At 65.3% G+C, this 23508-nt stretch carries 23 protein-coding genes, 1 tRNA gene and 1 pseudogene; 7 read left to right on the top strand and 18 right to left on the bottom strand.

What is annotated here, in order from left to right; translation table 11 throughout:
* Positions 1 to 31: 31 nt before the first annotated feature.
* Entirely contained in the window at positions 32 to 601 is a 570-nt protein-coding gene (locus DY467_RS12520; protein WP_164636409.1) for a L,D-transpeptidase family protein, read from the bottom strand.
* Between the two features lie 164 nt (positions 602 to 765).
* Between DY467_RS12520 and DY467_RS12515 the strand changes: the two genes are divergently transcribed.
* Positions 766 to 1452, top strand: coding sequence for a response regulator transcription factor (locus tag DY467_RS12515; RefSeq protein WP_011155851.1), 687 nt, complete (start codon positions 766 to 768; stop codon positions 1450 to 1452).
* 39 nt (positions 1453 to 1491) lie between these two features.
* Entirely contained in the window at positions 1492 to 1941 is a 450-nt protein-coding gene (locus DY467_RS12510; RefSeq protein ID WP_164636407.1) for a cyclic nucleotide-binding domain-containing protein, read from the top strand.
* Positions 1942 to 2000: 59 nt separating this feature from the next.
* Here DY467_RS12510 and DY467_RS12505 read toward each other — a convergent pair whose 3' ends face one another.
* From DY467_RS12505 to DY467_RS12490, 4 genes are all read right to left on the bottom strand, one after another.
* Complete coding sequence (locus DY467_RS12505; protein WP_164636405.1) at positions 2001 to 2813, bottom strand: exodeoxyribonuclease III; 813 nt, start codon at positions 2811 to 2813, stop codon at positions 2001 to 2003.
* 205 nt (positions 2814 to 3018) lie between these two features.
* Complete coding sequence (locus DY467_RS12500; RefSeq protein ID WP_164636403.1) at positions 3019 to 3963, bottom strand: outer membrane lipoprotein carrier protein LolA; 945 nt, start codon at positions 3961 to 3963, stop codon at positions 3019 to 3021.
* Between the two features lie 17 nt (positions 3964 to 3980).
* Positions 3981 to 6452 carry a DNA translocase FtsK gene (locus tag DY467_RS12495; protein ID WP_164636401.1) on the bottom strand — a complete coding sequence of 824 codons (2472 nt, stop codon included), beginning with the start codon at positions 6450 to 6452 and terminating at the stop codon, positions 3981 to 3983.
* Positions 6453 to 6465: 13 nt separating this feature from the next.
* Positions 6466 to 7692, bottom strand: coding sequence for an aminotransferase class I/II-fold pyridoxal phosphate-dependent enzyme (locus tag DY467_RS12490; protein WP_164636399.1), 1227 nt, complete (start codon positions 7690 to 7692; stop codon positions 6466 to 6468).
* Between the two features lie 162 nt (positions 7693 to 7854).
* On the opposite strand from DY467_RS12490, the gene DY467_RS12485 reads away from it, so the two are divergent.
* Together DY467_RS12485 and DY467_RS12480 are read left to right on the top strand one after the other, a co-directional pair.
* Complete coding sequence (locus DY467_RS12485) at positions 7855 to 8088, top strand: AbrB/MazE/SpoVT family DNA-binding domain-containing protein (RefSeq protein ID WP_164571012.1); 234 nt, start codon at positions 7855 to 7857, stop codon at positions 8086 to 8088.
* A 3-nt stretch (positions 8089 to 8091) separates the two neighbouring features.
* Entirely contained in the window at positions 8092 to 8499 is a 408-nt protein-coding gene (locus DY467_RS12480) for a type II toxin-antitoxin system VapC family toxin (RefSeq protein WP_164636397.1), read from the top strand.
* Positions 8500 to 8652: 153 nt separating this feature from the next.
* On the opposite strand, the gene DY467_RS12475 is transcribed toward DY467_RS12480, so the two are convergent.
* The 5 genes and pseudogenes from DY467_RS12475 to DY467_RS12455 all read right to left on the bottom strand — a co-directional run bounded on the left by DY467_RS12475 (position 8653) and on the right by DY467_RS12455 (position 13654).
* Positions 8653 to 10095, bottom strand: a complete 1443-nt coding sequence (locus DY467_RS12475) for an ammonium transporter (protein WP_164636395.1) — start codon at positions 10093 to 10095, stop codon at positions 8653 to 8655.
* Positions 10096 to 10132: 37 nt separating this feature from the next.
* Positions 10133 to 10471 carry a P-II family nitrogen regulator gene (locus DY467_RS12470; protein ID WP_011155842.1) on the bottom strand — a complete coding sequence of 113 codons (339 nt, stop codon included), beginning with the start codon at positions 10469 to 10471 and terminating at the stop codon, positions 10133 to 10135.
* A 309-nt stretch (positions 10472 to 10780) separates the two neighbouring features.
* Positions 10781 to 12112 carry an ammonium transporter gene (locus DY467_RS12465; RefSeq protein ID WP_164636393.1) on the bottom strand — a complete coding sequence of 444 codons (1332 nt, stop codon included), beginning with the start codon at positions 12110 to 12112 and terminating at the stop codon, positions 10781 to 10783.
* Positions 12113 to 12187: 75 nt separating this feature from the next.
* Positions 12188 to 12526, bottom strand: a complete 339-nt coding sequence (locus DY467_RS12460) for a P-II family nitrogen regulator (protein WP_011155840.1) — start codon at positions 12524 to 12526, stop codon at positions 12188 to 12190.
* Between the two features lie 188 nt (positions 12527 to 12714).
* Positions 12715 to 13654: pseudogene (locus DY467_RS12455) on the bottom strand (acyl-CoA thioesterase).
* Positions 13655 to 13751: 97 nt separating this feature from the next.
* Here DY467_RS12455 and DY467_RS12450 point away from each other — a divergent pair.
* Positions 13752 to 15113: a ubiquinone biosynthesis hydroxylase gene (locus DY467_RS12450; protein ID WP_263991784.1), complete on the top strand. Its 1362-nt coding sequence runs from the start codon at positions 13752 to 13754 to the stop codon at positions 15111 to 15113.
* Between the two features lie 132 nt (positions 15114 to 15245).
* Positions 15246 to 15779, top strand: a complete 534-nt coding sequence (locus tag DY467_RS12445) for a DinB family protein (RefSeq protein ID WP_164636479.1) — start codon at positions 15246 to 15248, stop codon at positions 15777 to 15779.
* Here the strand turns inward: DY467_RS12445 and DY467_RS12440 are convergent.
* The 3 genes from DY467_RS12440 to trxA form a co-directional block, all read right to left on the bottom strand.
* Positions 15776 to 15973 (bottom strand): Trm112 family protein, encoded by a 198-nt coding sequence (locus DY467_RS12440; RefSeq protein ID WP_107342518.1) that lies wholly within the window; start codon positions 15971 to 15973, stop codon positions 15776 to 15778. The genes DY467_RS12445 and DY467_RS12440 overlap by 4 nt on opposite strands.
* Positions 15974 to 16063: 90 nt before the next feature.
* Complete coding sequence (locus DY467_RS12435) at positions 16064 to 16741, bottom strand: LON peptidase substrate-binding domain-containing protein (RefSeq protein ID WP_107342517.1); 678 nt, start codon at positions 16739 to 16741, stop codon at positions 16064 to 16066.
* Between the two features lie 26 nt (positions 16742 to 16767).
* The gene (trxA, locus tag DY467_RS12430; protein WP_107342516.1) at positions 16768 to 17685 is read right to left on the bottom strand and encodes a thioredoxin; all 918 of its coding nucleotides are present in this window, start codon (positions 17683 to 17685) and stop codon (positions 16768 to 16770) included.
* 309 nt (positions 17686 to 17994) lie between these two features.
* Between trxA and DY467_RS12425 the strand changes: the two genes are divergently transcribed.
* Positions 17995 to 18069: transfer RNA gene (locus DY467_RS12425), tRNA-Gly, on the top strand.
* 242 nt (positions 18070 to 18311) lie between these two features.
* On the opposite strand, the gene DY467_RS12420 is transcribed toward DY467_RS12425, so the two are convergent.
* The 5 genes from DY467_RS12420 to DY467_RS12400 all read right to left on the bottom strand — a co-directional run bounded on the left by DY467_RS12420 (position 18312) and on the right by DY467_RS12400 (position 23482).
* Positions 18312 to 19148 carry an ABC transporter permease gene (locus DY467_RS12420; RefSeq protein ID WP_164636389.1) on the bottom strand — a complete coding sequence of 279 codons (837 nt, stop codon included), beginning with the start codon at positions 19146 to 19148 and terminating at the stop codon, positions 18312 to 18314.
* Positions 19145 to 20383, bottom strand: coding sequence for an ABC transporter substrate-binding protein (locus DY467_RS12415; protein WP_164636387.1), 1239 nt, complete (start codon positions 20381 to 20383; stop codon positions 19145 to 19147). Before DY467_RS12415 ends, DY467_RS12420 begins: the two co-directional genes overlap by 4 nt.
* Before the next feature lie 12 nt (positions 20384 to 20395).
* Positions 20396 to 21259 carry an ABC transporter ATP-binding protein gene (locus DY467_RS12410; protein ID WP_164636385.1) on the bottom strand — a complete coding sequence of 288 codons (864 nt, stop codon included), beginning with the start codon at positions 21257 to 21259 and terminating at the stop codon, positions 20396 to 20398.
* A gap of 81 nt (positions 21260 to 21340) precedes the next feature.
* Positions 21341 to 22222: a sulfurtransferase gene (locus tag DY467_RS12405; protein WP_164636384.1), complete on the bottom strand. Its 882-nt coding sequence runs from the start codon at positions 22220 to 22222 to the stop codon at positions 21341 to 21343.
* A 129-nt stretch (positions 22223 to 22351) separates the two neighbouring features.
* Positions 22352 to 23482 (bottom strand): acyl-CoA dehydrogenase family protein, encoded by a 1131-nt coding sequence (locus DY467_RS12400; RefSeq protein ID WP_164636382.1) that lies wholly within the window; start codon positions 23480 to 23482, stop codon positions 22352 to 22354.
* Between the last annotated feature and the right edge of the window lie 26 nt (positions 23483 to 23508).

The following is a 23508-nucleotide window of genomic DNA, read 5'->3' as shown; positions in this document are numbered from 1 at the left end:
CTGTGCAGGCGATGACGGCAGGAAACCTCGGCTACCCGATCACGATCTTCGTGTTGGGGCCGAGCCGGGCCAGCAGGCGGGTGAGGTTCGGCCGGGTCATTGCCACACAGCCGGCGGTGGGGCCGAAATTATCGCGGGCCAGATGCAGAAAGACCGCGCTGCCGCGGCCCGCGACGCGTGGCCGGGTGTTGTGGTCGATCTCGACGATCAGGTCGTAGAGATGATCGTCACGCATCAGACGGTCGCCTTCGCCGGCCGGTGACCGGTGGATCGGCCGGTTGTAGTGCCGGCTTTGCGGGTCTTCGCACCAGGCATCGTCAGGACCGATGATGCGGATCGACAGATGGGTGCGGGGGCGTGGGCCCCGGTCGGCACGCCACCATAGCCGCAGTGGCCGAAACGTGCCGCGCGGGGTGCCGCCGTCGCCTTCGCGCTTATTGGCTAGAATGCCGCCGCGACCGAGCGCCACCGGGATGGTCAGCCCACCAGCGACCAGCCAGCCGCGGCTAAGCTCGCCTGCAGCCCTGCGCACGATCAGCCGAAGCAGTGGCCCGGTCTGCGGCGATTTTCGCGAAGGTGCTGATCTGGCTGTCTTTTTCATGCGTCCGGAAGGTTTGCCGCAGGCATCATGGCGGCAAATTTAGGTCGCCGCAGTTAAATTCCGCGGAATCGCTCCCTATCTGCTGATCTGCGATACAATCGCGCGTGATTTGCGTGCGCGCCCCCACGAGAGCCGCGCCGCCAGACGACGGAAGGACAGCGCCGATGCCGAACGCCCGCAAGATCCTGATCGTGGACGACGACAATGATCTGCGCGACGCGCTGGTCGAGCAGCTGTCGCTGCACGAAGAGTTCGAGGCATCCGCGGTCGATACCGGTGCCAAGGGCGTGCAGACCGCCAAAGCGCTGTCGCCCGATCTGGTGCTGATGGATGTCGGCCTGCCCGACACCGATGGCCGCGAAGTGGTGCGCAGCTTGCGCAAGGGCGGCTTCAAGGCGCCGATCATCATGCTGACCGGCCACGACACCGACTCGGACACCATTCTGGGCCTGGAAAGCGGCGCCAATGACTACGTTGCCAAGCCGTTCCGGTTCGCGGTGCTGCTGGCGCGGATCCGCGCCCAGCTTCGCCAGCACGAAGCCAGCGAGGACGCGGTGTTCACGGTCGGGCCGTATTCGTTCCGCCCCGGCTCGAAGATGCTGACTGGCGCCAACGCCAAGAAGGTCCGGCTGACCGAGAAGGAAACGGCGATCCTGCGCTTCCTGTACCGCGCCGGTCAGGCGCCGGTGTCGCGCGAGACGTTGCTGCAGGAGGTGTGGGGCTACAATTCCGGCGTCACCACCCACACGCTCGAGACCCACATCTACCGGCTCCGCCAAAAGATCGAGCGAGACGCGGCGAATCCGGAGATTCTGGTCACCGAGGCCGGTGGCTACAAACTCGTGCCGTGATACCAATAAGGGGCCGATTCACTCGTTTCCCGGTCCCGCATGTCGATCGAAGATGATGTTGCCCTGCTCGCGCGCGTTCAGACGCTGCGTCTGCTCGGCGAGCAGGCGCTGCGGATGCTGGCAATCGGCTCCGAGCAGCGCGACTTCGCGCGCGGCGACGTGATGTTCAATGCCGGCGAGCCGGCCGACGCCGGCTATGTGGTTCAGCGCGGCGCGTTTCAGATCACGATGGAAGACGGCGGCCTGCACGAGATGGTGGCGCGGCCGGGCGACCTGATCGGCGAACTCGCGCTGGTGATGCCGATGCGGCGGCCGACCACCGCGGTGGCGCTGGAATATTCCTCGGCGATCCGGATCGCCCGCAGCCTGTTTCAGCGGGTGCTCGAAAGCGATCCCGGCGCAGCGCTGCGGCTTCGCGACGAATTCGCCGCCCGCACCACCCAGGTTGCCAACGACATCGTCATGGTCGGCAGCAAGCTGACGTCGTAGCGACTTCACCGCGAGTTGGATGACCGGGTCGCGCGACGACCACGGGCCGAACCAACTAACTACAGCTCCATCGTCATCGTCACTGGGACGTGGTCGCTCGGCCGCTCCCAGCTACGCGCGTCGCGCAGGATCTTGAAGTCGATAACGCGGTCCTTCAGCGCTTCCGACACCCAGATGTGGTCGAGCCTCCGGCCGCGGTCGCCGACCGTCCAATCGGCAGCCCGATAGCTCCACCACGTATAGACCTTCTGATCGAGCGGGATGCGATCGCGCGCGACGTCGACCCAGTTGCCGGCGCGCAGCACCCCGAGCAGCTTCTCGCATTCGACCGGCGTGTGCGACACGACTTTCAGAAGCTGTTTGTGCGACCAGACGTCGTGCTCGTGCGGCGCTACGTTGAGGTCGCCGACCAGGATGTGCCGCTGATCGCCGGACGGATGCAGCGGCTCGCAGGCTTTCATCTCGTCGAGAAACGACAGCTTGTGCTTGAACTTCGGATTGACGGCCGGATCGGGAATATCACCGCCAGCCGGAACGTAGAAATTGTGCAGCACCAGCGGCGGCGCGTTCTCGTCGGTCTTCACCGAAACCGAGATGTGGCGGCTGTCGATGATGTCGCAGAAGGTGCGGATGTCGGTGGCGACAAACGGCAGCTTCGAAATGACCGCGACGCCGTGGTAGCCCTTCTGTCCGTTCAGCGCGATGTGCTCGTAGCCAAGGCGCTTGAACCGCTTCAGCGGAAACGCGTCGTCCGGACACTTCGTCTCCTGCAGGCACAGGATGTCCGGGCGCTGGGCTTTGAGGAATTTCGCCACCAGCTCGATGCGAAGCCGCACCGAGTTGATGTTCCAAGTCGTAAGCGTGAGACGCATGGGAGCTCGGTCGCAGGAGGGCAGGACGGCGCCGAAAGACGTATGACGCATCGTTGTTGCGCGGCATGAGGTCGGACGCAAGTCGACGGTGTGAACAACCGGCCGAGCATTTAGGCTGCGCTTTCACCTACGCGTCATGCGCGGGCTCGACCCGCGCATCCACCGTCCGTGGAGCGACCATCGAGAACGGCCCGATGGAAAGTCTCTAGCCCGGTGGAGTGCCGTAATTGGTGTAGTCGATCTTGAACATCGACGGATCAGGGCGCCTCGTGGTGTCGAGATTGTACACTGCCACGGTGGTGTCGTAGCCCTGCGGGTCGGTGACGGTCCATTGCTTGAGCTGACCGTCCTTGGTGCCGAACATCAGCAACAAGCGGCTGGTGCCGATGACGGCGTTCTTCTCTTCGATGATGATGTTCGAATACAGGTCGTCGGAGGTGATGCTGACGACGTTGGTGTCGCGTAGCAGATCGAGCCGGTCGCTGAGCAGATAGCGCAGCGGCGTCTGCGACAGCGGATAGACGTCCTGGGTCGCCAGCTTGCGATCACGCACCACCACCGACTGGCCGTCGGCGATCATCGAGATCGGACTCGGATCGTCATACTCGAACCGCACCCGGCCGGGCTTCATGATATAGAAGTCGCCGGTGAGTTTGCTGCCGTCCGGCCCGACCTGAACGAATTGGCCGACCAATGTCTGCAGCGACGACAGATACGCGCTGGCCTTGGCGGCCTCCGCCTTTTGAGCAGCATCGAAGGTGGTGAAGATTGATGCCGGCACGTTGCGCCGCGGATCGGGAATCACCGGCTCGGGCGGCGTGGTCAGCTTTGCGACCGGCGGCTGGGCGGGAGCTTGCGGCGAGCGCTGCTTCGGCTCGGCGGCACTGAGCTGGGTCGCGCGCGGGGACGGCTTCGGAGCCGGCACCGGCTCGGCGGTCGCCGGCTGGACTGCGACGCTGACGAGGGTGGCCGCAGCGGCGGCGACGCAGAGCTGCCGCAGCCCGATCCCGGTCGCCCAATTCGGCATCAAGTCGTTGAATTGTTTGATCAAGCTCATGTCCTGCACGGCCGCGACGGCGTCGTCGCGGTGCCGGTCTGCCGCTACAGGGGCGCTGTGGCGATTTCGCGACCCCGCCCCGGCCGCCTGCATGACCCTGATCGCGCGCTTCAAAAGTTCGAATCCTCTTCCGCCACCAGGATCTCGCGTTTGCCGGCATGGTTGGCTTGGCCGACGATGCCTTCGAGCTCCATTCGCTCCATCAGCGACGCGGCGCGGTTGTAGCCGATTTGCAGCCGGCGCTGAATATAGCTGGTCGAGGCCTTGCGGTCGCGTTTGACGATCGCCACCGCCTGCTGGAACAGATCGCCGCCGCCGTCGCCGCCCATGCCGGTGGCGTCGAACACCGCGCCGTCTTCTTCGCTCGGCTCTTCGGCGGTGACCGCCTCGAGATACTCGGGCGCGCCCTGCGCCTTGAGGTGTTTGACGACCTTCTCGACTTCCTCGTCCGAAACGAACGGGCCGTGGACGCGGCTGATGCGGCCGCCGCCCGCCATGTACAGCATGTCGCCCTGGCCGAGCAGCTGCTCGGCGCCCATCTCGCCCAGGATGGTGCGGCTGTCGATCTTCGACGTCACCTGGAAGGAAATGCGGGTCGGGAAGTTGGCCTTGATGGTACCGGTGATGACGTCGACCGACGGGCGCTGCGTCGCGAGGATCACGTGGAGGCCGGCAGCGCGCGCCATCTGGGCAAGGCGCTGCACCGCGCCTTCGATGTCCTTGCCGGCGACCATCATCAGGTCGGCCATTTCGTCGACGATGATGACGATGTAGGGCAGCGGTTCGAGGTCGAGCTTCTCTTCCTCGTAGATCGCTTTGCCGGTCTCCTTGTCGAAGCCGGTATGCACCGTGCGGGTCAGCTCTTCGCCCTTGGCTTTGGCTTCGCCGAGGCGGGTGTTGTAGCCGTCGATGTTGCGGACGCCGAGCTTGGCCATGCGCTTGTAGCGCTCTTCCATCTCGCGCACCGCCCACTTCAGCGCCACCACCGCCTTCTTCGGATCGGTGACGACGGGCGTCAGCAGATGCGGGATGCCGTCATAGACGGAGAGTTCGAGCATCTTCGGATCGACCATGATCAGCCGGCACTGATCCGGCCGCAGCCGGTACACCAGGCTGAGGATCATGGTGTTGATCGCGACCGACTTACCCGAGCCGGTGGTACCTGCGATCAGCAGATGCGGCATCCGGGCGAGGTCGACGATGATCGACTCGCCGCCGATGTTCTTGCCGAGGCACAGAGGCAGCTTGTGCACCGTCTCGTTGGTGTCCTTCACGCTGAGCAGTTCGCGCAAATACACCTTCTCGCGGTGCGCATTGGGCAGTTCGATGCCGATCGCATTGCGGCCGGGCACCACCGCGACGCGCGCCGACAGCGCGCTCATCGAGCGGGCGATATCGTCGGCGAGGCCGATCACGCGCGACGATTTGATGCCGGGGGCCGGCTCCAGCTCGTACAGCGTGACCACCGGGCCCGGGCTCGCCTTGATGATCTCGCCGCGCACGCCGAAGTCCTGCAGCACGCCTTCCAGCGCGCGCGAATTGGCTTCGAGCTCGGACTTGCTGAGCGGCTGCCGATCCGAGGCCTTCGGGGCAGATAGAACGTTAACCGAGGGCAGGTCGAACCGCGCCTTCTTGGTGGCCGGTTTCGGCGCCGCCTTCTTGCGCGGCGCGCGGGCGACCGGAGGAGCTTCCTCCTCTTCGTCGTCCTCGTCTTCGATCTCGTCGACCGGCTCGGGTTCGTAGTCGTCGTGGTGATCGACGTCCGGCGCGATCGGCGGCGCGGAGCGGCCGCCGAGCCGCGGCTCCTGCCGTTCAAAACCCTGCTTGCCGGCCGCGGGTGCACTGCTGACGAGGCCCTGATAGGACAGCTTCGCCAGCCGCCACAGCCGGGCCTTTGCACTCAGCATCGCGTGCACCAGCCAGCCGAGCGACACCGAGCCGCGGTCGGATTCTTCTTCGTCTTCGAGCGGCAGATCCTCATCGGACGTTGCCTCATCGGGTTCGCGTTCACGCGATCCGAAACCGCCTGCGATCAGGAATGTCGCCAGCACCGCGGCGCCGAGGATGAAGCTGAGGATGACGCGGAAGATCAGGCCGGGACCGAACACCAGCGACGGCGCCCGCACCAGCGCGTCGCCGACCACGCCGCCGAGTCCGGTCGGCAGCGGCCACGCGGTGTCATGCGGAAACGATGAGGCGAAGCCGGCGGCGAAGATCGTGCACAGGAACCACGCGCCCATCCGCAGCGCGGTGCGGTCGAAGGGGCGGTGATTGAGCATCCGCCAGCCCCACACAGCGACCGGCATCAAAAGTCCAATCGCGCCGAGGCCGAGGATCTGCATCGCCAGATCGGCACCGATCGCGCCGGGATAGCCGAGCAGATTATGGATGCGCCGCGAGGTGGCGTGGCTGAGGCTGGGGTCCTGCACCGACCAGGTCGCGAGTGCAGCCGCCGCCACCGCCGCGATCGCGATCAGGCTGAAGCCGGCGAGTTCGCGCAGCCGCCGCGTCAGCACCTCGCGCACCGAGGGCGGCAGGTGTCCGACCAGAGGAAAGGCTCGTTCGATCGCCGGCATGCTCATGGGGCCCTGCGCATCATCCGAGAATCCGCACCAGGCGATGCAGCGCCTCTGCGGTGGTTTCGCTGTCCTGCACCATCGCGACGCGGATATAGCCGGCGCCCGGATTGCTGCCGTCGTTCTGCTGCCGGGCCAGATAGCTGCCCGGCACCACGCGGACGCCGCCGTCCTTGAACAGGCTCACCGCCGCGGCCTCGTCGCCGCCATGGGCGGACACGTCGAGCCACAGGCAGAAGCCGCCGGCGGGCCGCTGATAACCGTAACGGGCGCCGAGGATCTGGTCGGCGAGATCGAATTTCAGTCCATACAGCCGCCGGTTTTCCTCGACATGCGCTTCATCCGAATATGCGGCGACTGCGACATGCTGCAGCGGGATCGGCACCTGCGGACCCGCGACGTTGCGCAGCTCGTGGTAGGCTTTGAGAAAGTCCTTATCGCCGGCGACGAAGCCGACCCGCATGCCGGCCAAGTTCGATCGCTTCGATAGCGATTGGAACACGACGACGTTGCGGAAGTCGGGACCTGCGACCTGCAGCGCGCTGCCGGGCGCGACCTGGGTGTAGATCTCCGAGTAGCACTCGTCGCTGAGGATCATGAAGCCATAGCGATCGGTGAGCTGCTTCAGACGCACGAAGTAATCGCGCGAGGCGACCGAGCCTTGCGGGTTCGCCGGCGAAGCCAGATAGATTGCCACCGTGCGTTTCAGCGTGGCCTCGTCGAGCCGATCGAGATCCGGCAGGAAGCCATTGGCGAGTGTGGTCGGGAGGAACACCGCCTCGCAGCCGGCGGCGCGCGCGCCGGCCGCATAGGCCGGATAGAACGGGTTGGGCATCAGGATCGCCGGCGTGCCGTCGCGCTTCGGCACGTAGCGCGCGGCAGCGATCGCAGCGAGGAACAGCCCTTCGCGGCTGCCGTTCAGCACCAATATTTCGGTTTCGGGATCAGGCGCGCGACCGAGCGCAAAGCGCTTGGTCAGCCAAGCGGATGCGGCTTTGCGGAACGGCTCGATGCCTTTGGCAAGCGGATAGCGGCCGAACTCGGCGGTGTGCCGCGCCAGCACGGCGCCTACGAAATCCGGGACCGGATGCTGCGGTTCCCCGACCGACAGATTGATCAGGCTTTGGCCCGGCTGATACGGCGCCAGCAGTTCGGTCAGCCGCGCGAACGGTGAGCGCTCGCTCTGCCCGGTAGCGTCGACGCTGCCGGCCGCACGCGCCGGTGTGGTGGAAGCGGACAAAGCCATTCGAAATACGCCAGTTTTCACCGCACCCGATCGCCGTGGTGGATCGAGCGGAAACAGATCAGCCACCATAGATACGGCGAGGTTAAGACGCGATTAACCATCGACGGTTGGGGGCGGCGTGCCTAGATTATGGGAGTGCCTCGCGAGCAGGCGGAGGTCGGTATGGCGAGCAAGATCACCGGCAAGGGCCAAGTGACGATCCCGCAGGACATCCTCGAAACGCTCGGGGTTGGTCCTGGCGGCGAGGTCGACTTCAAGCGGGCCGCGAATGGTCGTGTCGTCGTTGAGAAGGCCCATCCGTCCCGCTTAGAGAGCGATTGGAGCAAGGCGCGCGGGTCCGCCGATGCCGGGCTGTCGAGCGATGAGTTGATGAACCTGCTACGCGGCGACGATTGAGCTGTGACGCTGGTCGACTCCAATGTGCTGATCGACTTCTTCACCGATGATCCCGTTTGGTCAGGATGGTCCCTGACCAAATTGCGCGAGGCCGCGAGCCGTGGACCGTTGCTGATCAACGATGTGATCTTTGCGGAAGTCTCTGCCAGTTTTCAGAGCCTCGAGCCTGTCGAAGCTGGCTTGAGGACTCTCGGAGTTCAGACCGTCCCAATCCCGCGCGAAGCTCTGTTTCTTGCCGGGAAGGCGTTTGTCCAATATCGGCGCGCGGGCGGAGTGAGGACCGGCGTTTTGCCGGATTTCTTTATCGGGGCACATGCCGCGAACGCGCAATTGCCGCTGTTGACGCGCGATATCCGTCACTACCGCACGTACTTTCCCACCGTCGAGCTGATCGTTCCGGACGGCCACTAGTCGTCTTGGCGCAGTCGACGCGTCGCCGCGACCATAAAGAAAGGGGCCCCAGCTTGCGCTGGGACCCCTCGACGGTTCGGACATTGCCGGGTAGTTGCCCGAACCGTAGGTCTGGGCGCGGCGGTCTGGAGAACGCCGCGCCCTCGGGAGAACTTACATGTTGTAAGCGCGCTCGGTGTGCTCGACGAGGTCGAGGCCTTCGCGTTCGACTTCCACCGGGGCCCGCAGACCGACGATCACGTCGACGACCTTGTAGAGAATCGCCGAGCCGATGCCGGACAGCAGCACGGTGGTGCCGACACCCCAGCACTGCGAGATCAGCTGGGTGGTCATGTCGTAGTCGCCGACCTTGCCGGCCACGTAGTCGTACACGCCGGTACCGCCGAGAGCCGGGTTCACCAGGATGCCGGTGCCGATCGCGCCGACGATGCCGCCGACCGCGTGGACGCCGAACACGTCGAGCGAGTCGTCATACTTCAGCGCGTTCTTCACCACGGTGCAGAAGAACAGGCAGACCACGCCGACCACCAGGCCGAGCACGATCGCGCCCATCGGGCCGGAGAAGCCGGCGGCCGGGGTGACCGCGACCAGACCGGCGACGGCGCCCGACAGCGCACCGAGCACCGACGGATGACCCTTGAAGATCCACTCGGCAAACATCCACGACAGCGCCGCCGCCGCAGTTGCGACGAAGGAGTTGGTCATGGCGAGCGCAGCGCCGCCCGAAGCTTCGAGGTTCGAACCGGCGTTGAAGCCGAACCAGCCGACCCAGAGCAGCGAGGCGCCGATCATGGTCATGGTCAGCGAGTGCGGAGCCATCAGCTCCTTGCCGTAACCGGTGCGACGGCCGACCAGCAGGGCGCCCACCAGACCGGCGATACCGGCGTTGATGTGCACCACGGTGCCGCCCGCGAAGTCGATCGCGCCCTTCTTGAACAGGAAGCCGGCGTCGGCGTTGATTTCGTCGAGCTTGGCCTGCGCGGCGGTCTTGGCGGCTTCGTCGGCAGCGGCAGCGAGCGCCTTGGCGGCGTCGTTGATCGCGTCCGGACCGGCCCAGTACCAGACCATGTGGGCCATCGGCAGGTAGATCAGGGTGATCCACAGCGGGATGAACAGCGCCACGGCGGCGAAGCGGGTGCGTTCAGCGAAGGCGCCGACGATCAGCGCGGGAGTGATCGCGCAGAAGGTCATCTGGAAGCAGACGTACACCAGCTCCGAGATGTTGGCGTCGACCGAGAAGGTCGCGGCCTTGGAGTCGGTGGTCACGCCGGCGAGGAACGCCTTGGAGAAGCCGCCGATGAAGTCCGAACCGCCGGTGAAGGCGAGGCTGTAGCCGTACAGTGCCCAGATGATGCAGGCGATACACACGGTGTAGAACACCTGCGCCAGCACCGAGAGCATGTTCTTGGAGCGGACCAGACCGCCGTAGAACAGCGCCAGGCCCGGGATGGTCATCAACAGCACCAGCACCGTCGAGGTGAGCATCCAGGCGTTGTCGCCCTTGTTGACCGTTGGCTCGGCGTAGGCCGCGGTTGCGGCGAACATGCCGGCCGCAAGGACCGCCAGTCCCGCGCCGTAGGGACGTTTGAACGTCATTTGTCGTCTCCTGAGTGAAGCAATGAAGGTGAGGGGATCAGAGGGCGGCCGCGTCGGCCTCGCCGGTGCGGATGCGCACGGCGTGGTCGAGGCCGATGACGAAGATCTTGCCGTCGCCGATCTGGCCGGTCTTGGCGGCGCTGGTGATCGCCTCGATGGTCTTCTCGACCTGCTCGTTGGCGATCGCGACCTCGATCTTGATCTTGGGCAGGAAGCTCACCGCGTATTCAGCGCCGCGGTAGATCTCCGTGTGGCCTTTCTGGCGGCCGTATCCCTTCACTTCCGTCACCGTCAAACCGTGAACGCCGATGGCGGTCAGGGCGTCACGGACTTCTTCGAGTTTGAATGGCTTAATGATCGCCATAACAATTTTCATGGGTCCTATCCCCGCTAGGTCCCGACCGAACTGGCCGGGAAATGATCTCGACTGAAAATCCCCACGCGGAGCATCACTACGCGGGCACAGCCGGCCCCTTAGAATCAAATGCCGTGCCAGTCGGGCGGGGCTTTGGAATCGTTTCGGAATCAGCGCCTTTTTCGCGGTGCGGCACTGGAGCACCAGCTGCGCTATTCGGTCGCGCTCAACAGGTGGGCATGCCTGATCAAAAATCAGGCATGCCAGCTTGCGGACACAATGATTGCCCAACCGAAGGGCATAACGCTTAGTCTAAAGTCGGGCGCTGGCTTACTGCAGCGCCTCGCCATGCTGCGAAATATCCAGGCCCTCGATCTCGTGCTCGCGGGAGACGCGGAGCGCCACGAACAGGCTGACAGCCTTCAGCAGCACATAGGTGGCCACGGCTGACCAGACGAAGGTGACCAGGATACCGGCAAGCTGGGTCAGCGGCTGCATCCAGGAGCCTTCAAGGGCGCCCGAGACGCCGCCGATCGAGGCGGTGGCGAAGATGCCGGCCAGGAACGTCCCGGTGAGACCGCCGATGCCGTGGACGCCGAATACGTCGAGCGAGTCGTCGTAGCGCAGCTTGTGCTTCAGCCAGGTGCAGGCCCAGTAGCAGATCAGGCCGGCGACGATACCGATCACCACGCCATGCCAGGGTTCGACATAGCCCGACGCCGGCGTGATGGTGCCGAGACCGGCGACGGCGCCGGAGATCATGCCGAGCACTGACGGCTTACGCCGAGCCATCCATTCGATCGCACCCCAGGTCAGCGCGCCGGAGCAGGCGGCGAGGTGGGTGGCGGTGATGGCGAACACCGCGCGGGAATCCGCCGCCAGGGCGGAGCCGCCATTGAAGCCGAACCAGCCGACCCACAGCAGGCCGGTGCCGATGACAGCGAGCGACAGGTCGAACGGCGACAGGTTTTCCATGCCGTAGCCGTGGCGGCGGCCGATCACGATCGCCGCCACCAGGCCTCCGGTGCCGGCCGACAGATGCACCACCAGGCCGCCGGCGAAATCCAGCACGCCCATCGCGCCCAAAAAGCCGCCGCCCCAGATCCAATGCGCCAGCGGCACATAGACGAAGATGAACCAGCCGATCGAGAACAACAGATAGGCGGAAAACCGCATCCGGTCGGCGACCGAGCCGGCGACCAGGGCCACCGTGATGACCGCGAACGTCATCTGGTAGAGCATGAACAGCGCTTCCGGGATAGTCTTGGCCGCCGGGTTGACGCTGTCCATGGTCATGCCGGCCAGGAAGATCCGGTCGAACGAGCCGATCAGGCTGCCGCTGCCGGTGAAGGCGAGCGAATAGCCGAACGCCACCCACAGGATCGAAATCAACGCCACGGCCGCGAGGCTCTGGGCCATCGTGGCCAGCACGTTCTTCTTGCGCACCATGCCGGAGTAGAACAGCGCCAGACCGGGGATGGTCATCATCAGCACGAAGGCGGTCGCGACCATCATCCAGGCGGTGTCGGCCGGGCTGATACCCGGCGCCGCCGTGGCCGTCCCTTGCGCCAGCGCCGGCGTCACGCCGGCTGCCGCAAGGCCGAATGTTGCAAAGATGTAGCCCGTCGCGGCCGACGCCGCGCGGCGTAGCAACAAGGTCATGATGCCCGTCCTGTTGGAACTGTGCGCGGCGCCCCCCGGCTCCGCGGGGTTGGGAAATGGCTGTCGAAGGCCGGCTTACAGCGCGTCGACGTCGGTCTCGCCGGTGCGGATCCGCAGCGCGCGGTCGATCGGCGTGACGAAGATCTTGCCGTCACCGATCTGACCGGTGCGGGCGCCGCGGGTGATGACTTCGACCGCCTTGTCGGCGAGCGCGGAATCGACCGCGATCTCTATCCGCAGCTTGGGCAGGAAATTCACAATGTACTCGGCGCCGCGATAGATCTCGGTATGGCCGCGCTGGCGGCCGTAGCCCTTGACCTCGGTGACGGTCATGCCGTGAACGCCGATCTCGGTCAGCGCCTGGCGGACTTCGTCCAGCTTGAAAGGTTTGATGATGGCGACGACCAGTTTCATGCGTTAGCCCCTCATTCGCGCAAAGCCATTTGACACCGCCGCAGCGGTGCTCCGGTCCCGTGTATATGCCGGGTTTAGCGGCAAGGCGCGCAGAAAATAAGCTGATTGACTGCTCAGCGAGAAGGCTGACTGCCAGAGGTCGTCATTGCTGGCAGCCGAGGGGTGGGGCCGCAGCGCCGGAGTGGCCGTCAGCCCTTGGGCGCCTCGCGGCGTTCGCGCACTGAGCCTTCTTGGGCGACGGAGGCCACCAGGGTGCCGTCGGTCTTGAAGATCTGGCCGCGGGTCAGGCCGCGGCCGCCCTGCGCCGACGGCGAGTCCTGGGCGTACAGCAGCCATTCGTCGGCGCGGAACGGGCGGTGAAACCACATCGCGTGGTCGAGGCTGGCCGGCATCATCCGCTTGTCGAACAAAGTGCGGCCGTAGCGTGCCATCACCGCGTCGAGCAACGAGAAGTCCGACGCATAGGCCAGCGCGCACATGTGCAGCGCCGGATCGTCCGGCAGCTTGGCGGCGGTCTTGATCCAGACGTGGATGCGGCCGTCGTCGATCTTCTGGCCGAAATAGCGCGACAGCTCGACCGGGCGCAGCTCGATCGGCCGGTCGCTCTCGTAATAGCGCTTGATGAAGTCCGGCATCTCTTTGAAGAACGGCTGCTTGATGATCTCCTCGGCCGACAGCGCTTCGGGCGGCGGCACGTCGGGCATCTTGTCCTGGTGGTCGAAGTTGGTCGGCTCGTCGTCGTGGAACGACATCATCAGCGAGAAGATCGCGTTGCCGTGCTGGATCGCCGTGACCCGGCGGGTGGTGTAGCTGCGACCGTCGCGCAGCCGCTCGACCTGGTAGATGATCGGCACCTGCGGGTCGCCCGGCAGAATGAGAAGACGGCATACGAGATTCATGAGCGTCTCGTGGGCTCGGAGAGGTGTATAAGAGACAGATGAAGTAGCAATGCAGCGAATGCGGCAGCCGGTTCTCGACGGTTCGGCAGCCGGCGACCATCGCCTGGCCGATCACCTGGCCGCCGAACACCCGCTGCCAGCTGGTCTTCGGGCTGGTGCCGCGGAACAGATTCACCTCGAGCGGTTCGAGATCGAGAATCGAGATCAGATCGATCAGGCTCTTGGACACCGGTCGAGCTCCTTCAGGGCGTTCGTGCGAGGCGGAACAACGCGCAACAAAGCGTCGAAACAACAAGTTGGCCCGTCGCAACAGCGACCAGGGCGGAATGCCGCGCGGCCATGCAGGTGATTTCCCACCGCCAGCGTTGTCTGTTAGAAACCGCCCCAGCAACAGCGGGTTGGTCCTTGAAACCTGTTTCGCCCAGCTCCGATCCGGGCGCAAGGATCATGGCGCGAGAGTGAGAAATATGACGGCACCGCGAAGCATTGTGATTGGGGGCGGGGCGTTCGCCGGCTTGGCGCTGGCGCTGGCGCTGCGCCAAGGGCTCGGGCCCGAGGTGCCGGTGATCGTCGCCGATCCGGCGCTCGCGCTGCGACCGAGCCGCGACCCGCGCGCCACCGCGATCGTGGCGGCATGCCGGCGGCTGTTCGAAGCGCTCGGGGTCTGGGACGAGGTGGCGCCGACCGCCCAGCCGATCGTCGACATGATCGTCACCGACAGCCATCTCGAAGATGCGACCCGGCCGGTGTTCCTGACGTTCGCGGGCGAAGTGCAGCCCGGCGAGCCGTTCGCCCACATGGTCGAGAACAAATATCTGGTCGAGGCGCTGGCCAAGCGCGCCGAGGCCGAAGGCGTCGAGCTGCGCGCCACCCCGGTCACCTCCTACGACGCCCGCACCGAAGCGATCGGCGTCACGCTCGGCGACGGCAGCGTGATCGATGCCAGCCTGCTGGTCGCCGCCGACGGCGCCAAGTCTCGACTGCGCCAGCGTGCCGGCATCGCCACCTATGGCTGGGATTACGACCAGTCGGGCATCGTCGTCACGGTCGAGCACGAGCGCGACCACAATGGCTGCGCCGAAGAACACTTCCTACCCGCCGGTCCGTTCGCGATCCTGCCGCTCACCGGCCGGCGCTCGTCGCTGGTGTGGAGCGAGAGCCGCCGCGATGCCGAGCGGATCGTCGCGCTGCCCGAGAAGGAATTCCAGCGCGAGCTGGAGAAGCGGTTCGGGCTGCGGCTCGGCGACGTCAAGCCGCTCGACAAGCCGAAATCGTTTCCGCTCGGCTATTTCGTCGCGCAGTCGTTCATCGCGCCGCGACTCGCACTGATCGGCGACGCCGCGCACGTGATCCATCCGATCGCAGGGCAGGGCCTCAATATGGGCCTGCGCGACGTCGCGGCTCTGGCCGAGGTGGTGGTCGATGCGGCGCGGCTCGGAATCGATCCCGGTCAGGTCGACGTGTTGGAGGGCTATCAGCGCTGGCGGCGGTTCGACACCATGGCGATGGGCGTCGCCACCAACGGGCTCAACTTCCTGTTCTCCAACAACTCGCCGCTGCTGCGCGGGATTCGCGACATCGGCCTCGGTCTGGTCGACCGCCTGCCGCCGCTGAAGGGGGCCTTCATCCGCCAGGCCGCCGGCCTCACCGGCGAGACGCCGCGGCTGCTGAAGGGCGAGGCGCTGTAAGGCGGCGCCCTTCCCAGGTTCACCCGACGGCTCAGGCCACGCGGCGCCCCTCGCGTGTTGCAAAAAGCTGAAAATACCTCAGCCGTGCCGCACGAGCCTCGTGGCTACGGTGCTGCCGCAGGGAATCAGGGCATGGATGGATGCCATTTTGCACAATTCGCTGCTTACAACCGCTGGGCCAACGCCCGGCTCTATCAGGCCGCGTTGGCGCTGCCCGATGACGTCTACCGCCGCAGCGTCGGTGTGTTCTTCGGCAGCCTGCACGGCACGCTGAATCATGTGCTGGTGGCCGACCGAATCTGGCTGAAGCGACTGACCGGCGCGGGCGAGGCGCCAACCCGCCTCGATGAGATCTTGTTCAAAGATCTTCGTGCGCTGGCGGGTGCCCGTGCCGCGGAGGACCAGCGCATCATTGAGATGATCGACGGCCACGATGCTGCCGCGTTTGCCGGAATGGTCGATTACGCGACGACCTCAGGCAAATCCTTCCATCAGCCGCGCGCCGAGATTCTCTGTCACGTCTTCAATCACCAGACGCACCACCGTGGCCAGGCGCACGCCTGCCTGTCGATCCTGACCGGAGCCGAGCCGCCGACGTTGGATCTGCTGGCGTTTCAGCGCGGGGTGACGGCGCCGGATCTCGCGGCACTCGCGGCGGGGCGTTAGTCGAGTCGACGTGCCTCTTCCGGAAGCATGATCGGGATACCGTCTCGGATCGGGTAGGCCAGCTTGGCGCCCCGCGAGATCAGCTCCTGGCGGGCGGCATCGAACTCAAGCGGTCCCTTGGTGACTGGACAGACCAGGATGTCGAGCAGCTTGCGGTCGACGGTGTCGGGCCGCTCGGACGGCGAAATGGTCATAGCTTCAGGCTCCAGAACAACGGGCTCGCGTCGGGCTTGATCGGACAGCAGAGCGGCGCCGTCAACGCGCCCGCGCAAATTGCTGTGTCGTCACTGCAGCGGCGGGTCGCCGCTGGTGCGCTTCTTGGCGAGGTCCATCTCGGTGACGGCGATCAGGATTTCGGCGCGGGTCTTGAGGTCGGGCGCCTCTAAGAGCGCCTGCTTCTCCGCCGGCCCATAGGGCGACATCATCGCCAGTGCGTTGACCAGGGCTTCGTTTGGCGCGCTTTCGACGCCGTCCCAATCGACCTTGAGGTTGTTGGCCTTGAGAAAGTCGGTCAGTACCGACAGCAGGGTCTCCCGATCGACCTCATCCTCGCCCTTGCGAGCGGTAAAATCGTCGACGAACGGGAAATAGTCGACCTTGCACTGCCGGTACGGCGTCAGCACCTCCAGCTCCTCGACCACCTTGAAGCGCGAGACGCCGGTCAGTTCGAGGATGTAGCGGCCATCGCCGGATTCGGCGAGCTGGGTGATTCGCCCGACGCAGCCGACGTTGAACAGCGACGGCTTCTCGGCGGTCTCGGATGAATGCGCCGTATCCGGCTGAATCATGCCGATCAGCCGATGGCCGTCACGCAGCGCATCGTCGATCATCGCCAGATAGCGTGGCTCGAAGATATTCAGCGGCATCTGGCCACGCGGCAGCAGCAGCGCTCCCGCAAGCGGAAACACTGGAATCACTTCGGGAAGGTCGGCTGGCCCGCGATAGGCGGCATTGATCGGCATCGCCGGCTCCGCGCTTTGAATTTCGATTACGAGAACAGAATCGTCGACAGCCGCTTGCGGCCTTCGACGGTGGCGTCGTCGGTCGGTCCCCAGGCGTCGAAGAACTGCACCAGCTGCTTACGGGCGCCGTCGTCGTTCCATTTACGGTCGCGCTTGACGATGTCGAGCAGGTGCGTGGTGGCATCCTCGCGCCGGTCGGCGGCGTTCAGCGCGATCGCCAGATCAAATCGCGCCTGATGATCGAGCGGATCGGCCGCGACCTTCTGTTCGAGTTCGGCAATCGGCCCGAGCGACTGTGCCTGTTCGGCAAGATCGATCATCGCCTGCACGGCCTTGACGGAGGCATCCTCGCGCTTAGCCTCGGGCACCAGCCCGAGCGTCTTCTTGGCCTGTTCGGTGGCGCCGGTCTGCATATAGCAGCGGGCCAGTCCGGCGATGGCCTGGATGTTTGTGCCGTCAGCGCGCAGCACTTCGGCATAGATCGAGGCCGCGGTCTGGACATCACCCTCCGCCAGCACCGCTTCGGCTTCCTGCAGCAGCTCGGCGGCGGTCGGCGCACCGCCCGGCATGCCGGCGGTCAGTTTCTCGATGAAGGCGTTGACTTGGCTCTCCGGCACCGCGCCCATGAAGCCGTCGGCCGGACGGCCGTCCACGAAGGCAATGACCGCCGGAATCGACTGAATGCCCATCTGGCCGGGAATCGACGGATGCTCGTCGATGTTCATCTTGACCAGCTTGACCTTGCCGTTCGCGGCCCGAACCGCCTTTTCCAGGATCGGGGTGAGCTGTTTGCACGGACCGCACCACTGCGCCCAGAAGTCGATCAGAACCGGCTGGCGCTTGGATTCCTCGATCACATCGCGGACGAAGGTCTGGGTCGTGGTGTCCTTGATCAGATCGGCGGCCTGAGGCGCCGCACCGCTGCCCTGCTCCAAAATCGTCACGTCGTCCTCGCTGTTGTCCGTCGGGTTCGCCGTTTTAGCACGGCCCCCGCTCTAGATGGCGCCAGAAGTTCAATTTGCAACGGGAACCGGTGCTCCGTCGGTGTTCGCCAGCGAGCCGGCCGGATCGTTTATGCGGTGGCTGTCGGCGCCGTACGCCGCGCGCTTGGTCGCATTTGAGGCAAAATCTCTCAGGCGGTCATCGATCCGCAAAAAGCCGGCACATGAAATGTCGAACGGCTGTTGCAATCGCTCGCGGCATTTGGCATACGACTGCCCACGGTCGTGCCCACGGCGCGCCGTTTCTCGGATGCGGGTGTAGCTCAGGGGTAGAGCACAACCTTGCCAAGGTTGGGGTCGAGGGTTCGAATCCCTTCGCCCGCTCCAGAGATCCGCCAGACTAGGCGATTGCTTTTCCAGTCTATTGATCCACTTGTCGTGACGGCAGTTGTTCGCGCGCGCAATGCGCCGAGCAGACTTGTGATTTGCCCGACGCTCGCCCTGAACTTTAGATCGCCGCAACGAAATCGGGCCTCGCACGGATGATACCGCGCGGAGCCCGCTGCATCGCCGGCGCAGGGACCCGGCGATAATCGGTGGCCGGGCGTGTGCCGCTCGGCCGATCCGAATTACTCCTCCCGCGCCCAGCTCGCGCGGCGGACGGCACGTTCGCAGAGGAAATCCAGCGTGAAACCGATCAGGCCGATGATCACCACGGTGGCGGCGAGCCGGTCATATTCCAGCGTATCGCGGGCGTCGTTGATGGCGTAGCCGAGCCCGGAGGTGACGCCGAGGAATTCGGCCGGCACCAGCACGATCCAGGCGACGCCGACGGCGAGCCGGATTCCCGCGAGCGCGTCCTGCAGGATTGCCGGCACGATGATGGTAAACAGCATGTGCCAGGGTCGGGCGCCGAGATTACGGGCGACCTTGAACCAGGCCGGATCGATTCGCCGGAAGCCGTGCGCGGTCGAAAACAGAATCGGCCAGATCGCCGCGACGCCGATGAGGAATACGATCGCGCCGTTCCAGCTCGAAAATGCCATCACGGCGATCGGCATCCAGGCGAGCGGCGAGATCATCCGCAGAAACTGGAACGGCACCGAACTGGCTTGCCGCATCCCTTTGAACCGCCCGACCAGGATGCCGAGCGGCACGCCGAGCACGATCGCCCAAGCCAGCCCGCCGCCGATCCGCGCCAAGCTCGGCAGCGCCATCTTGGCTGCTTCGCCCGACGCCAGCATCGACCACAGCCGTTGAAAGGTCGGGAGCGGCGCAAAGTCGGCAAAGCTGGCGGTGCGAGGATTGGCGGCGATGAGCGCCCCGCCGATCCACCATACCGCGAGCAGCGCGGCGATGCCGAGCAGCACATAGCCGAAGCTGCGTGCATGGCCGGCGAGGTGTCCGTCGGCTCGCCGCGATGGCTCAATCGCGGCGGTGTCGTCGAGGGTCAGGTCGAGACTCACAGCGCCAGCACCTCGGTTCGGGTGAACGGGTCGGCCGGATCGACGCTCGGCGAGCTCTTCCAGTCCGGATATTTGGTCATCGCCTGCTTGACGAACGCATAGTCGACCAGATCCTTGGTGACGAAATCCGGATCGAGCTTTTTCAGGAACGTCGTATCTCCGGCCACGACGGTGTCGTTCATCGCCTCGACAATCAGCCGGGTGGCCGATGGATACGGCCACGGCTGAAAGTCGATGCGGCCGAGCTTCCACTCGGGGTGAGTGATGGCGTTGGTCTCGCCATAAGCCTTGTCGTCGTAATAGGTCATCGCCCGCTCGATCACCTCGGCCGGCAGCGGCAGATAGCCGGCGCCGTCCTTCGACAGTAGCTTGGCGACCTCCTTTTTATTGGCGCTTGCGTAGATCTCGGCGCGGACCAGCGCGTTCATCACCTTCTGGGTCCATTCCGGCTTCTTCTTCGTCACCTCCTCGTTCATGCACAGGACGCGGCAGGGGTGGTTCTTCCAGATGTCGCCGGTGAAGCGCAGCATCCGGCCGCCGGCCTTGGTTTCGCCGAGCGCGTTGAACGGTTCGGCGACGATGTAGGCGTCGATCTTCTTGGCGGCGAGCGCCGGCGGCATGTCGGGTGGCGCCATCACCTGGAGATTGCATTCGTCGGCGGCGAGCGGCTCGCCCTGGCTCTTGATCACCGGCTTGATGCCGGATTTGCGCAGCGCGTATTGCAGCACGATGTTGTGCATCGAGTACCAGAACGGCACCGCGACCTGCTTGCCGCCGAGGTCCTTGAACGACTCGATCCCGGCCTCCTTGCCGACCACGACGCCGGAGCCGTTGGTATGAGCCCAAGCCATGATCTTGACCGGGAAATTGTTGTTATATCGCATCCACACCGGGATCGGCTTGAGCAGATGCACCAGATTGAACTTGCCGGCCGCGAAGCTCTCCACCAGCGGCGACCAGCCGCGGATCAGCGTCGGGCGCTCGGCCTCGAGTCCTTCGTCTTTGAAGTAACCCATGCCGTGCGCGACCAGGAGTGCGGTGGCGTCGGTGATCGGCAGATAGCCGATCCGAACCACGTCATCGTCGGCCGCGCGCGCCGCCTGGCCGAAGCCGCCCAGCATCGTTCCAAACGCGGCTAGCCCGCCCGCGGCCAGCATGTCGAGCGTCTGTCGGCGGGTGATCCGAAAGCGGTCGTCTTCGGGATGGACGATGTCATCTCCGCAATTGATGCACATGGAGGTCTCCTGTTAGCGGGCGCCGGCGGCGACGATCTTGAGCGGGGCGGATTCAGCGAGGGCCGGGCTTGGGCCGCCGTGCAGCGCGCGGCCGGTTGCGCGCTCGAATGCGACCTGAAGCTTGGCCTGCGCGGCCTGCACGCCGGTTGCGCGGAGCTCCGGATCTGAATCGCGGCGGTCAATCTCGATCGCCACCGTCTCGGCGATCCGTCCGGGATCGGACGCCATCACTACGGCGCGGTCGGCCATCGCCACTGCTTCGGGAATGTCATGGGTGACGATCACCAGAGTGATCTTCATCTCCTCGGCGATGCGGCGGACGTCGCGCTGCAATGCGCGGCGCGTGACGGCGTCGAGTGCGGAGAACGGCTCGTCGAGCAGCAACACTTCGGGATCGACGGCGAGCGACCGCGCCAGTGCGACGCGCTGCTGCTGCCCCCCGGACAGATCCTGCGCGTTGCGGCTGCCGTAGCCATCGAGTTCGACGAGGTGCAGCAACTCATCGACGCGGGCGGCAATCTGTTTCTTCGGGCGGCCGGCGAATTTCAAGCCGAGCCCGATGTTCTGCGCCACGCTCATCCATGGATATAGGTTGGGCTGCTGGAACATCACGATCCAGTGCGGTGATGGGCCTTCGACCAGCGCGCCGTCGATACGGACCTCGCCGGTCGTCGGTTTGGTCAGGCCCGCGATGATGTGCAGCAATGTCGACTTGCCGCAGCCGGAACGGCCGACCAGCGCGAGCTGCTCGCACGGCTTGATCTCGAGATCGATGGTGTTGAGTACGTTGCTGCTGGAGCGGCGATAGCGATGGCTGACTCCCTGAATCGCGATGTGTGCGCCGGGCCAGGACTTCTTCGACTGATATGCCGGCATGCGGCCGCCGCTCCTTCGTATCGTGGAGATCGGGAAGGGACGGCACCGGCCACGGTAGACGCGGCCGGTGCCGGGGCGCGATTACTCCGCTGCCATCAGCGGCTGTGCCGCGTAGGGCAGACCCTGTTCGATCGGCAGCGACGGATCGCGCGACCATTCATTCCAGGAGCCGAAGTACAGGCTGACGTCCTTGATGCCGGCCTCCTTCAAGGCGACCAGCGTGTTGGAGGCGCGCGCACCTTTGAAGCAGTACAGAACCACTGGTGTGTCCGGCGTGATGCCGACCGTGGCGCATTCGGCGAGGATCTCGTTCGGTGATTTGAACATCGGACCGGCCGCCGACGGCTTCATCATTCGGTACCACTCGATCCACACCGCGCCGGGGATGCGGCCTTTGCGCGGGCAGAAATCCTTGCCGTAGGGCGAGGAGCTTTCGCCGACCCATTCGTCGACGTCGCGGGTATCGAGCTTCACCTTGCTGGAATCGCCGACCGCCGCCTTCATGCCTTCGAGATCGACCAGGATCGATGCGGCGGCCGGGTCGACCTTGAAGGTCTTCGGCGCCGGTGTCGGCACGTCCGTGGTGGTCGGCAGACCGGCGGCGCCCCAGGCGCTAGTGCCGCCGTGCAGAATCTTGACCTTAGGATAGCCGAGGTAGCTCAGCAGCACATAACCGCGGCACGACTGGCCGAAGCCGGTGTTCATCGACTGCTCGGTGATCACCGCGGTCTCTTCGCCGGACAGGCCGGCGGCGCCGAAGATCGCCGCGAACTTGTCGCGCATCTCGGCAATGCCTTCTGGGGTCGAAGTGGCGAGATAGGTGAAGATGTCGTGGATATTGACGGCGCCGGGAATGTGCCCTGCCGCGTAAGTTGCCGGGTCGCGGGTGTCGATCACCACGGTGCTGCCGGCGGCGATCATCTCGGAGAGTTCGACGGGCGATACAAGAACCTTGTCAGTCATCAGTCGCTCCAGTGCTCGTTGTTGGGTCAAGACGTCGTTGTCTGAGTGCTCTCCAGGGCGGTTCCCTGGAGCCGAGCGTTGAAGGTGCAGCCCGCGCCTGGCGCGGGCCGCGCGATGGCGTCTCGCGGGCTAGTGCGCCATGTCCGCGAGCATCTTGCGGAGTTGCTTAGTGGCCGGAGTGACGATGGCGACGAAGTAAGCCTCGCGCAGCCGGCGCTGCGCGGCGGCACCGGCCACATAGCCGCGCGCCCCACAATGCAGCATCGCCGCATGCGCCGCCGCGACCGAGGCATCGCCAGCGGCGAGCCGTGCCTCGATCACTGCGCGCCAATAGCCGAGGTCGTCCTCGAACGGGGTCGCGGCGAGGCGCGCGACCTCGGCCTCCATTGCTTCGAGCTGTTCGGCAATCGGCTCGGGCTGCACGTCGAGGTATTTGTTGACGTGGCCAAGCGGCGCCTTGGTCTGCTGCATCAGCCGCAGGCAGTCTCGGATCAGGCCGAACGCCATGCCGGCCTGCAGCAGGATGAACCCGGCGCGGATCCGTTTGATGAACGGATCAACCGGATCGGCCAGCACCCAAGCTTCGGGCACCACCACGTCGCGCATCTGCACCGCGAAGGTGCGGGTGCCGTCGAGCGCGGTGAACTTCGCATTGTCGGCGAGGCTCACGCCCTCCGCGTTGCAAGGAATCACCGCCATCACGTTGCGGGTGTTGTCGCCGTCCTCGACCTCGAAGATCGCGCCGAAGTAATGGTCGGCGCCGAGGTTGGAGACGTACGGCAACAAGCCCTTGACGACGTAGCCGCCGTCGCCGCGGCGGCCCTTCAGCCGCATCGGCTCGATCCCGAACAATGATTTCATCGGGTTCGACAGCGCGGTGCCGCCGAGTGCTGCGCCGCTGGCGATCTGCGGGCCGACACTGGTCCGCAGATGCTGATTGTCGGACGCATAGATGTACCAACCCAGCGCGTCTTGGCACCACATGCAGAACGACGTCGACAGGCAGTGCTCGCCGGCCGCCGCCATCGCGTTGATCGCGGTCATCAGATCGACGTTCGGGCTCATTCCCGGCAAATGATGCGCGTAGGCGCCGAGACGCCCGAAGGCGCGCATCTGAGCTTCCGGATAGTGGCCGTCGACGTCGATGGTGTTGACCAGCGGCGGCAGTTCGCGCGCCGCCAGCGCGCGCACCGCCTCGACGACTTCGGCGCCGGGCAGCACCGTGGCGTCGCCTTTACTCACTGACTGGACATCCAACATCGTTGTTCTCGTCCGTTTGGTGGGGC

The sequence above is a fragment of the Rhodopseudomonas sp. BR0G17 genome, from assembly GCF_010907025.1.
Classification (GTDB): Bacteria; Pseudomonadota; Alphaproteobacteria; order Rhizobiales; family Xanthobacteraceae; genus Rhodopseudomonas; species Rhodopseudomonas palustris_H.
The sequence above is the reverse complement of the archived record's forward strand: the minus strand, read 5'-3'. Positions and strand labels throughout refer to the sequence as shown.

Excerpts from the sequence above, each read along its gene's own strand:
- DY467_RS12520 (WP_164636409.1), bottom strand. The coding sequence starts at position 601 with ATGAAAAAGACAGCCAGATCAGCACCTTCGCGAAAATCGCCGCAGACC.
- DY467_RS12515 (WP_011155851.1), top strand. The coding sequence starts at position 766 with ATGCCGAACGCCCGCAAGATCCTGATCGTGGACGACGACAATGATCTG.
- DY467_RS12510 (WP_164636407.1), top strand. The coding sequence starts at position 1,492 with ATGTCGATCGAAGATGATGTTGCCCTGCTCGCGCGCGTTCAGACGCTG.
- DY467_RS12505 (WP_164636405.1), bottom strand. The coding sequence starts at position 2,813 with ATGCGTCTCACGCTTACGACTTGGAACATCAACTCGGTGCGGCTTCGC.
- DY467_RS12500 (WP_164636403.1), bottom strand. The coding sequence starts at position 3,963 with ATGCAGGCGGCCGGGGCGGGGTCGCGAAATCGCCACAGCGCCCCTGTA.
- DY467_RS12495 (WP_164636401.1), bottom strand. The coding sequence starts at position 6,452 with ATGAGCATGCCGGCGATCGAACGAGCCTTTCCTCTGGTCGGACACCTG.
- DY467_RS12490 (WP_164636399.1), bottom strand. The coding sequence starts at position 7,692 with ATGGCTTTGTCCGCTTCCACCACACCGGCGCGTGCGGCCGGCAGCGTC.
- DY467_RS12485 (WP_164571012.1), top strand. The coding sequence starts at position 7,855 with ATGGCGAGCAAGATCACCGGCAAGGGCCAAGTGACGATCCCGCAGGAC.
- DY467_RS12475 (WP_164636395.1), bottom strand. The coding sequence starts at position 10,095 with ATGACGTTCAAACGTCCCTACGGCGCGGGACTGGCGGTCCTTGCGGCC.
- DY467_RS12470 (WP_011155842.1), bottom strand. The coding sequence starts at position 10,471 with ATGAAAATTGTTATGGCGATCATTAAGCCATTCAAACTCGAAGAAGTC.
- DY467_RS12465 (WP_164636393.1), bottom strand. The coding sequence starts at position 12,112 with ATGACCTTGTTGCTACGCCGCGCGGCGTCGGCCGCGACGGGCTACATC.
- DY467_RS12460 (WP_011155840.1), bottom strand. The coding sequence starts at position 12,526 with ATGAAACTGGTCGTCGCCATCATCAAACCTTTCAAGCTGGACGAAGTC.
- DY467_RS12450 (WP_263991784.1), top strand. The coding sequence starts at position 13,752 with ATGCCGCGCGGCCATGCAGGTGATTTCCCACCGCCAGCGTTGTCTGTT.
- DY467_RS12445 (WP_164636479.1), top strand. The coding sequence starts at position 15,246 with ATGGATGGATGCCATTTTGCACAATTCGCTGCTTACAACCGCTGGGCC.
- DY467_RS12440 (WP_107342518.1), bottom strand. The coding sequence starts at position 15,973 with ATGACCATTTCGCCGTCCGAGCGGCCCGACACCGTCGACCGCAAGCTG.
- DY467_RS12435 (WP_107342517.1), bottom strand. The coding sequence starts at position 16,741 with ATGCCGATCAATGCCGCCTATCGCGGGCCAGCCGACCTTCCCGAAGTG.
- DY467_RS12415 (WP_164636387.1), bottom strand. The coding sequence starts at position 20,383 with ATGTGCATCAATTGCGGAGATGACATCGTCCATCCCGAAGACGACCGC.
- DY467_RS12410 (WP_164636385.1), bottom strand. The coding sequence starts at position 21,259 with ATGCCGGCATATCAGTCGAAGAAGTCCTGGCCCGGCGCACACATCGCG.
- DY467_RS12405 (WP_164636384.1), bottom strand. The coding sequence starts at position 22,222 with ATGACTGACAAGGTTCTTGTATCGCCCGTCGAACTCTCCGAGATGATC.
- DY467_RS12400 (WP_164636382.1), bottom strand. The coding sequence starts at position 23,482 with ATGTTGGATGTCCAGTCAGTGAGTAAAGGCGACGCCACGGTGCTGCCC.